This is a genomic window from Protofrankia sp. CiP1_Cm_nod2, assembly GCF_920664355.1.
Taxonomy (GTDB): Bacteria; Actinomycetota; Actinomycetes; order Frankiales; family Frankiaceae; genus Protofrankia.
Window position 1 is genome coordinate 1 of sequence record NZ_CAKKTL010000023.1, and the last position, 7972, is coordinate 7972.

7 protein-coding genes and 1 riboswitch are annotated in these 7972 nt (G+C 68.8%); of the genes, 3 read left to right on the top strand and 4 right to left on the bottom strand.

The window, feature by feature from the left end; all coding sequences use genetic code 11:
* The coding region (locus tag NBW84_RS04295) for a 4-hydroxybenzoate 3-monooxygenase (RefSeq protein ID WP_250281953.1) at positions 1-1299 on the bottom strand (1299 nt) is incomplete at its 3' end.
* A gap of 523 nt (positions 1300-1822) precedes the next feature.
* A riboswitch (cyclic di-AMP (ydaO/yuaA leader) is annotated at positions 1823-1998 on the top strand.
* A 188-nt stretch (positions 1999-2186) separates the two neighbouring features.
* On the opposite strand from NBW84_RS04295, the gene NBW84_RS04300 reads away from it, so the two are divergent.
* Positions 2187-3161 carry a C40 family peptidase gene (locus tag NBW84_RS04300; RefSeq protein WP_250281919.1) on the top strand — a complete coding sequence of 325 codons (975 nt, stop codon included), beginning with the start codon at positions 2187-2189 and terminating at the stop codon, positions 3159-3161.
* 403 nt (positions 3162-3564) lie between these two features.
* On the opposite strand, the gene NBW84_RS04305 is transcribed toward NBW84_RS04300, so the two are convergent.
* Entirely contained in the window at positions 3565-4215 is a 651-nt protein-coding gene (locus NBW84_RS04305; RefSeq protein WP_250281922.1) for a PHB depolymerase family esterase, read from the bottom strand.
* A gap of 255 nt (positions 4216-4470) precedes the next feature.
* Here NBW84_RS04305 and NBW84_RS04310 point away from each other — a divergent pair, with 255 nt between their 5' ends.
* Entirely contained in the window at positions 4471-4998 is a 528-nt protein-coding gene (locus tag NBW84_RS04310) for a MarR family transcriptional regulator (RefSeq protein WP_250281923.1), read from the top strand.
* Positions 4999-5109: 111 nt separating this feature from the next.
* On the opposite strand, the gene NBW84_RS04315 is transcribed toward NBW84_RS04310, so the two are convergent.
* Both NBW84_RS04315 and NBW84_RS04320 read right to left on the bottom strand, forming a co-directional pair.
* Positions 5110-5856 (bottom strand): type 1 glutamine amidotransferase, encoded by a 747-nt coding sequence (locus tag NBW84_RS04315; RefSeq protein ID WP_250281925.1) that lies wholly within the window; start codon positions 5854-5856, stop codon positions 5110-5112.
* 55 nt (positions 5857-5911) lie between these two features.
* A complete protein-coding gene (locus tag NBW84_RS04320) occupies positions 5912-7177 on the bottom strand; it encodes a MurT ligase domain-containing protein (protein ID WP_250281926.1) in 1266 nt (421 codons plus the stop codon).
* Positions 7178-7682: 505 nt separating this feature from the next.
* Here NBW84_RS04320 and NBW84_RS04325 point away from each other — a divergent pair.
* The coding region (locus tag NBW84_RS04325) for a tRNA adenosine deaminase-associated protein (RefSeq protein ID WP_445548630.1) at positions 7683-7972 on the top strand (290 nt) is incomplete at its 3' end.

Genomic DNA, 7972 nt, shown 5'->3' on the forward strand with positions numbered 1-7972 from the left:
GAGGGGGGAGGGGGAGAGGGGGGAGGGGGAGAGGTAGTGTTCCGCGAATTCGGCGGCGGCGACCGGTGAGGTCCGGAGGCGGTCCAGGCGAACGTCCTGCAGGCGCCGGGCGAACGGGTCGGCGAGCTCGACGTTGACCATCCGTAAAAGTTTCGCCGATGCTTCCTGTGCCAGCCAGGCCCGGCCCTGGCACACCTCGGAGTAGGCGTCCAGCGGGCGTTCGTCCGCGTCGTGCAGGGCTGCCACCACCGCGAGCGCGAGTGTCTCGCCGTCAACGATGGCGAGCCCGGCGCCCTTGGCCGCCGCCGGTGGTACCCGGCGCGCGGCGTCCCCGGCCAGTACGAGGCGCCCGAAGCGCATCGGTTCGTAGAAGACCGAGTCCATCGTGATGACGTTCGGCGGCTCCAGCAGCGGCCCTTCCGCCAGTTCCCAGTCGGCGTCCACGGCGAGCCGGGCGTGCAGTTCCGCCCAGATCCGCCCGGCCGGCCAGGCCGCGGCGTCGGCGGTGGCCTCCACCTGTAGGTAGAAGCGGCTTGTCCGGTGGTCGCGCAGCATGTGGCCGGCGAACCCCCGGGGACTGACCCCATAAATGATCTTATCGGTGGACGGGGCGACCGCGGCCAGGACCGCGAGCCAGGCCCATGCGCTGTCGCGCTGCCGGATGGAGCGTAACGCGCCCTCGGGGATCGATCCTCGGGAAACACCATGATGGCCGTCGCAGCCCGCGATGAAACGGCTTTCCACCACCTGCCGCTGCCCGCCGGCCGTGACGAAGGAGACGGCGGGGTGGTCGGAGGCCAGCGCGCCCAACATCACGTCAGTGACGCCGAACTCGATGACGCCACCCGCGGCAAGGTAGGCGGCAACCAGGTCGGCGACAAGCTTCTGCTGCGGGTAGACAACGTGGTGGCGTCCGCCCGCATGGCGAGCATACTCGACGACAAACGCTCTGCGACGATGTCGGAACTCACAGTCGTGGTGCGGCACACCTTCGGCTCGCAGGCCGTCGGCGAGCCCGTTGCGCTCCAGGGCGTCCACCGCCGCCGGCCCGAGCAGCCCGGCGCGTGGACGGCTTTCCACCCTGGCCCGACTGGCGGCCTCGAGCACGAGCGTGTCGATACCCCGACGAGCCAGCACGACCGCGGCCACCAGGCCCGCGACACCCGCGCCAATCACAACAACGCCCACCCGGCGAGGACGCGGCCGGGAGGCGGGCGCGTCCGGCTGGCGCACACCACGCCCGTCCGGCACGGACCCCGACGCGGACCGCGTCATGGCGAGCGCCTCCCCGGGGAGCATCGGCACGATTCCTGATCATCCGTCACGCTGCCCTGATCACGTGACTGACCTGGAAGGACCGATCCGGACGAGGCACTGCCAGAGTACGACGTCACATTCCGACACGCGTCAGAAGGCCGACAACTCGGCATCAACCAATCGGACAATTTTCGCAAAAAGAGCAGAGTACCGCCAATGGGCAGCCTTGATCGCTACTTAACGTAGCAGTATTGCTCACTATCTGTACTCGAAGGCTCCTGGTCGACCGTCTGTCGCCGCTATGGCGTATTGTCATCCTCCGCATCCCGCAAGTCACGGAAAGCGGCACGTCAGTCGGGCGACCGAAGGCCACAAGCCAGCCGGTCGCACCCGGCGCCGCCCCGGCCGGCGAAGGAGGATGGGGTAGAAGAGCCGGTTATGACACTTCATACAACTACTTGGGGTAGTTGTGAGGGACTAGTGTTTACTAGCGCCATCCGTATGAACTAGTCTCGCGCCGACGTCACGACGCACCGGGCCGAACTGCCGAATCCTGCCCACGGTCCCGGTGTTCCCTCCGAGTCGTCACCAGGGCAGGAGCGGGGGACCCATCCTCCACCGGACGGCATCGAACCGCGGTGTCGCCCTCGGGGTGAAGTGTGCAGCGCGATGGTCGCGCGACCCACCGGGCAGCCCAGCCCGAACCCGACAGCTCACCTCGCAGGCGAACGGGAAGGATCACAACCTTGTCTGCGCATGATGTGCAGCCTGATCCAGCAGTACGATCGCGTTCGTCGCAGGCGGCTGCGCCGTCGTCCCGCCAGCACCCGATCGACCGGCACGTCGACCGTCCGGCACGCGGCCGGCATCGCGCGCCCGCGCCGCAGCCCGGAACGGGCCGCTCGCGAGCCCGGGCCGCTGTCGCCGTGGTGACCACCGGTACCGTCGCGGTGTCCGGTGTCGCCCTGGCCGGATGCGCCACGGCCGACTCGAACTCCGACGATGCCTCCGTCACCTCGCCGATAACGCTTGGATCACAGTTCGGCAGCCAGGCGTCACTGGCCAACCTGCGCACCTCGACCATCAATCCGCTGTCCACGGGTGGTTCCGGATCGGTCACCAGCCAGGTACTCAACCAGACCGACCTGCATCCCAAGAACGGCGTCGTGCTCAAAGTCACGAATCCGGACGTCTCCGTGAAGGCCGACCAGCCGGTGGAGATGGGGTTCTCCCTCGAGGACGCGGTCACCCACGCACCGCTGGTCAATCAGCTTGTCAAGGTCCAGGTGAAGCTGCCGGAGGGATGGGCCACCTTCAAGCACCTCTACACCAACGAGCAGGGCTTCACCAGCTACACCGCGAAGGTTCTCACCACCACGCAGATCACTGCGATTTTCGACGGGACCGACGCCCTGCGCTCGACACGGTCGACGAACGTCGGCACGTTGACCGTGATTCCCAACACCCCGCCCGTGCAGCGCTCTCCCCAGATCACTGGCCTCGATGCCCCGACCATGAGCAACGCCATCTCGGGCGCGCTCGCGGCCGCCAGCTCGCTGGGTGAACGGGCGGTGTATCTCGCGGCCCAGCAGGCCGGGAAGCCCTACGTCTATGGCGCTGAGGGCCCCTACACGTTCGACTGCTCAGGACTGGTCCAGTACGTCTTCAAGCAGCTGGGACGCAACATCCCCCGCACCGCCGAGGGACAGTACGAGGCGACCACCAGGATATCGCAGTACAACAAGCAGCCAGGTGACCTGATTTTCTACGGCGCACCAGGTAACATCTACCACGTCGGTATTTATGCGGGCGATGGTAAGATGTGGGTGGCACCCAAGTCAGGTGATGTCGTCTCGCTGAGGGCCATCTATACCACGTCATATTCCGTCGGCCGGGTTTTCTGAGCGAACCGGTCAGCCCGCGTCCACATCCGGCTGTCAGTACGCGGCTTCGCGTAGTGGCAACCAATATACTGTAGAAACAATTCACAGGCGGGTTCCCGCGCGGCCTCCCCCTCCGATTGTGCGTGAACCTTGCCGCCAGGTCGATCTTGTCGACGTCGACACCGGCCTGGCGGCGCTCCGCGGCATCCCGCGATGATGACTTCCGCTGGTTGGACCGAGCCAACCCCCCCAGCTCGGAAAGCCCGGCGGAACAAGAGGCTTCCGTCGGCCGGTCGTACTGGACCCCCCCCACAGTCCGGCCGGTCGGCGGGAGCCGCCCTCTCCCACCGACCGGATGCGCGGCCGAGGCTGGAACCTCATCAGACGCCTTCTCCGCGGGCCTCCCAACCCCGGATGCCCGCTCCTACGCCTTGGGCTTCCTGGAGAAGTCCCACAGGCTGCGCGTGACCTGCTTGTCCCACGTCCCGTCGACATGCTGGACATGGGTTCCCGACGGGCAGTTCGGGACCTGCCCGACCGGCCCCACCACCGCGACGGCGGCGAACTTCAGGTTGTTGTCAGGCGCCCCGCAGGCAATCGTGAGGGCGGCCCGCCCACCTTCGCCAAGACCCCAGATGTAGATCTTGGACTGGTCGATCTTCGACCGCTTCTCCGACACGTAGCGCACGACGTCACGCAGGTACTGCACGTCCGCGCCCCGGGGGTCGTCCAACCTCCATTCGCCGTCCACGGCTTCCGGGTAGACCACGGCGAAGTGCTGCCGGTCGGCAAGCGTCGAGGCTTCGGTGATCTTTTCGATCGCAGCCGCGTCGCTGTTGTTGTCATGCAGGACGAGGACCAGCGGCAGGGGCTTGCCGGGGTCGGCGTCGGCATGAACGGCGAGCTCGCGTTCGGCGGAGGCGTACCCCGCCGGTATCTTCGCCCGCTCGGTATCCGGGCTACCCGAGCGAGACACGTAGATCCAGGCGACCACGAGCACGGCACCGATGATCAGCACCCGCTTGCGGTTCTTGGCCCATAGCTGTTTCCCGGCTTTCAGCGGATTCGACACCACGAGACAACCGAACCACACCAGGAGCCGTCGATTCGGCAGATTCGCCTCGCGTCGCGGGCAAGTCGGGGCCACCCGGAGTGCGCTGTCTCACACCCAGTCAGCTTGCGATACCGATTGACTACTAAAAGTAGTCAAACAGGCATGTCCGGTACGGCAACCACGGCACGGCTCGTTCGTTGACGTGGTGTATCCACCAGAATCTCGACAACATCGGATTGCGGGGCATACGGCTGCCGGAACAGGGGTGAGGCCGAAGTGGACAGTGGTCAGGAACTCGACCATCGACTGATCAAGATTGAACACGAGCTGTCGGTGTTCGGCCGGCGCGCCGAACGCTTCCGGATGGCCATCGCCGGCGAGTCCGGGACGGTTCTGGACCGCTCCGCCTACCTGCTGCTCAGCCACATCCACGAACACGGCGCCGTACGGCTGACCACCCTGGGCACGGTGTTCGCCCTGGACATCTCCACGGTGAGCCGCCAGATCGCCGCGCTTGTCACGGCCGGGCTGGTGGAACGCGCCACCGATCCCAGCGACCGGCGGGCGACGCTGGTGAGACTCAGCACCCGCGGCCAGCAACGCTACCTCGCCACCCGCTCCGCACGGGTAGAAAAAATCAATACCCTGGTACGCACCTGGGACCAGGAGGAACTCGGTGTCTTCGGCGCGCTGCTGAGCCGGCTGAACGTGGCGATCGCCGAACACGACCGCGCCCATCTGCCGCCGCAGCACGACGAGCCGTGTCCCGCACCCGCCACCCCGCCGGCCGTCAGGACGGACTGACGGCCGACGGCCGGGCACCGGGCGACAGGCCGCTCCCCCCGCGTCCGGGCGCAGGCCCCCCGGCTGCTTCCCGCGCCCACCGAAGGTTCCCCGCGGCCGCCCGGCCCCGGGTCAGGCATGGACGTCCAGGGCGTGCAGGCGTGCCTGGCGCAGCACCTCCGTCTCCGGCGGGCCGGCCAGTTCCGGCAGCCAGCCATGCACCCAGGACAACAGCAGGTCGGCCAGGGCCGGGTTCTGCGCGAGGACCGGACCGTGCAGGTAGGTACCGATCACACGGCCGTCCACGACACCGTCGGTGTGGTCCGGGGTACCGTTACCGACCCCCTTGCGCACGATCCCGAGCGGCCGGCCGTGCCCGTTGGGCAGTGCCCGGGTACGTCCCCCGTGGTTCTCGTAGCCGAGCAGCAACGGCAGCTCGAGCTCGGGGACGGGCTCGACGACGATGTCACCGACCGCGCGTGGCGGCACCGGCTGCTCGAACGAGCGTCGCGTCTCCACGTCCACCAGGCCCAGGCCGTCGTGGATACGGCCCTCACCGGCGGGGAAGGACGCACCGATCACCTGGTATCCGGCGCACACCGCGAGCACGGCCGCGCCCTGGGCCACCGCGTGCGCGATCGCGCTGTTGCGGCGCAGCCCCTCGGCGGCCAGCACCTGCGGCTCGTCCTCACCGCCGCCGAGCAGATAGATGTCGCAGCCGGCCGGCACCGGCTCCCCGGCCGGGACGCCGATCACCTCGGCCGGCAGGCCACGCCAGCGCAGCCGCTGCGCCAGCACGGTCGCGTTGCCGCCGTCGCCGTACGTCCCGAGCAGCTCCGGGTAGATCAGGGCGATCCGGGTCGCCGACTCCCGGCTCATGCCGCGGCCCCGGTCATGTCACCGTGGATGGTCACCTTTTTGGTCACCTTTTTGGTCAACTGTTCGTCCTCACCGGGGCGACCCGCCCCAGGATGTCGCGGAAGGCGGTGTAGTTCGCGACCACATCGACGATCTTCTCGTCCAGAACCGCCGCCGCGCTCTCGGCATCGGGATGGACCGTGTGCGGGATCTCCGCGTATGCCAGCCGGACGCTCATGTCCTCCTTGCGCCCACCGGTGACCAGCACCCGCCGGCCCGGCAGCCGCTCGAACGGGACATCCCAGATCCACGACGGGTCACGCCCGTCAGCGGTCTGCGCGTTGAAGTCAACGATCACCGGCCGGGTGGGCGTGCTGTTGAGCAGCTCCATCATCTCCACCCAGCCGGCCGGGTTCTTCGCCAGCAGCAGCCGCCCGCGGGTACCGGAGTCGCCGAGCTCGACCTCCTGGTAGCGGCCCTGGACGTCCTCAAGGCCGGTCATCGCGGCCAGCGCCTGCTCGACCTCGACCCCGAAGAGCTTCGCCGCCGCGGCGGCCATCGCCGCATTGCCGAGGTTCACCCGGCCGGGCAGGTCGATCGACGCCGTGAGGTGACGGCCGAACCAGAGCAGCTCGTGCGGCCCGGTGACCGAGACAAGGGGCTCAGGCCGGGCCAGCCCGCAGCCGCACCACCAGCCCGTGGCGTTGCGGTGCAGCAGGCTGGCGCACTGCGGGCACACCATCGCGTCCGCCGTCCAGTTCTGGCCCGCCGACACCCAGACCTGGTTCGACCAGCCGGCGGCGGCCCAGGCCACCAGCGGGTCGTCGGCGTTGGCGATCGCGGTCGCGCCGGGCAGCTCGGCGCCGAGATCACGCCAGAGGCTCGCGATCCGCCGGGTCTCGTTCGACCGGTCGAGCTGGTCACGGCTGATGTTGAGCAGGATGACCGCGCGGGGCTGGATCTGCCTGGCCACTTTGGGCAGCCAGATCTCGTCCACCTCGAGCGCGGCGGCCGCGTCGTAGGGCGGCTTGGACAGGGCGGCCAGCACGCCCGCCGCCATGTTGGCGCCACCGCTGTTGCTGCGGACCGGGCCGAGCGTGCCCAGCGCGCGGGCCAGCAGCCGGGTGGTCGTGGTCTTGCCGTTGGTCCCGCTGACGCAGGCCACCAGCTGCCCGGCCGCGACCTCGGACAGGATCTCCGGGGAGACCCGCAGGGCAAGCTTGCCGCCGATCATCTCACCGGATCCGCGTCCCAGCTGGCGGGAAGCCGAGGACGCGAGTTTCTCCACAGCAAGGGCGGCACGGGTGCGGGCGGAGAACCGGCGCGGGAAGGGTGTGCTCATCGCCTCCCCAGCGTGCCACGGGCCGCCGCGCCGGTGACCGACACCCCGTCATACCCGTCCCATGTCGGTCCCGGACCAGCTCCAGAGCGGCCTCGGAACATCCTCCGGGCAGTGGCGAACAGGCGGGGTACGAGTGTGGTACGAGGTGTGATAAGACGTGCGCCGGACGGCTGTCCACCAGGCATGTCCGGCAAGGGCGCGCCCCATCGGGGCAGGTACGGCAAAGGCAGGCACGACAGGGGTGCGTCGCGGGCGGGACATCACTGTCCGGGCGGGACAGAGCAGGGTACGGCAGGGTGACGCGAGCGGACGGCCGTCATGGACCGAGCAGCCGGTCCGTAGGGACCGCTACCGCTGTGCCCCGTCGTGACAAGCGGCCCGGGCGGGGATGCGGCCCGGCCGGGGACCGCGGGCCGCCGGCGCCGGGCGGACGCTCGGAGCCAGTGGCCGCCGGGTGGGCACTCGGAGTTGGTATGGACGCGACACAAGACCGTGGGAGAACTCGGTGACCCAGAAAGCCAGCGCCATCGGCCGCATCCGCGGACGCTGGAGCGCGCATGAGATCGACCTCGACAACATCGACGACCTTGACATACTTGCGGAGCTGCTGCACGACATCTCCCCCGAGCTCGCCGTCGCCTTCGTCGAGGAGGATGACGAGTACCTGGGCATCGTGCGGGTGGAAGGCGACATCAGCGACCCACGGGTGTTCCTGTCCGACCACCGGGTGCTGTTCACCTCGGCCCTCGCCGACCGGCTCTTCGCCAGCGCGCTGCCACCGGTGGGCCGGCGTGG

What these genes read in the sequence shown, in the direction of transcription:
- NBW84_RS04315 (WP_250281925.1), bottom strand. Translation starts at nt 5,856, where the DNA reads ATGAGCCGGGAGTCGGCGACCCGGATCGCCCTGATCTACCCGGAGCTG.
- NBW84_RS04320 (WP_250281926.1), bottom strand. Translation starts at nt 7,177, where the DNA reads ATGAGCACACCCTTCCCGCGCCGGTTCTCCGCCCGCACCCGTGCCGCC.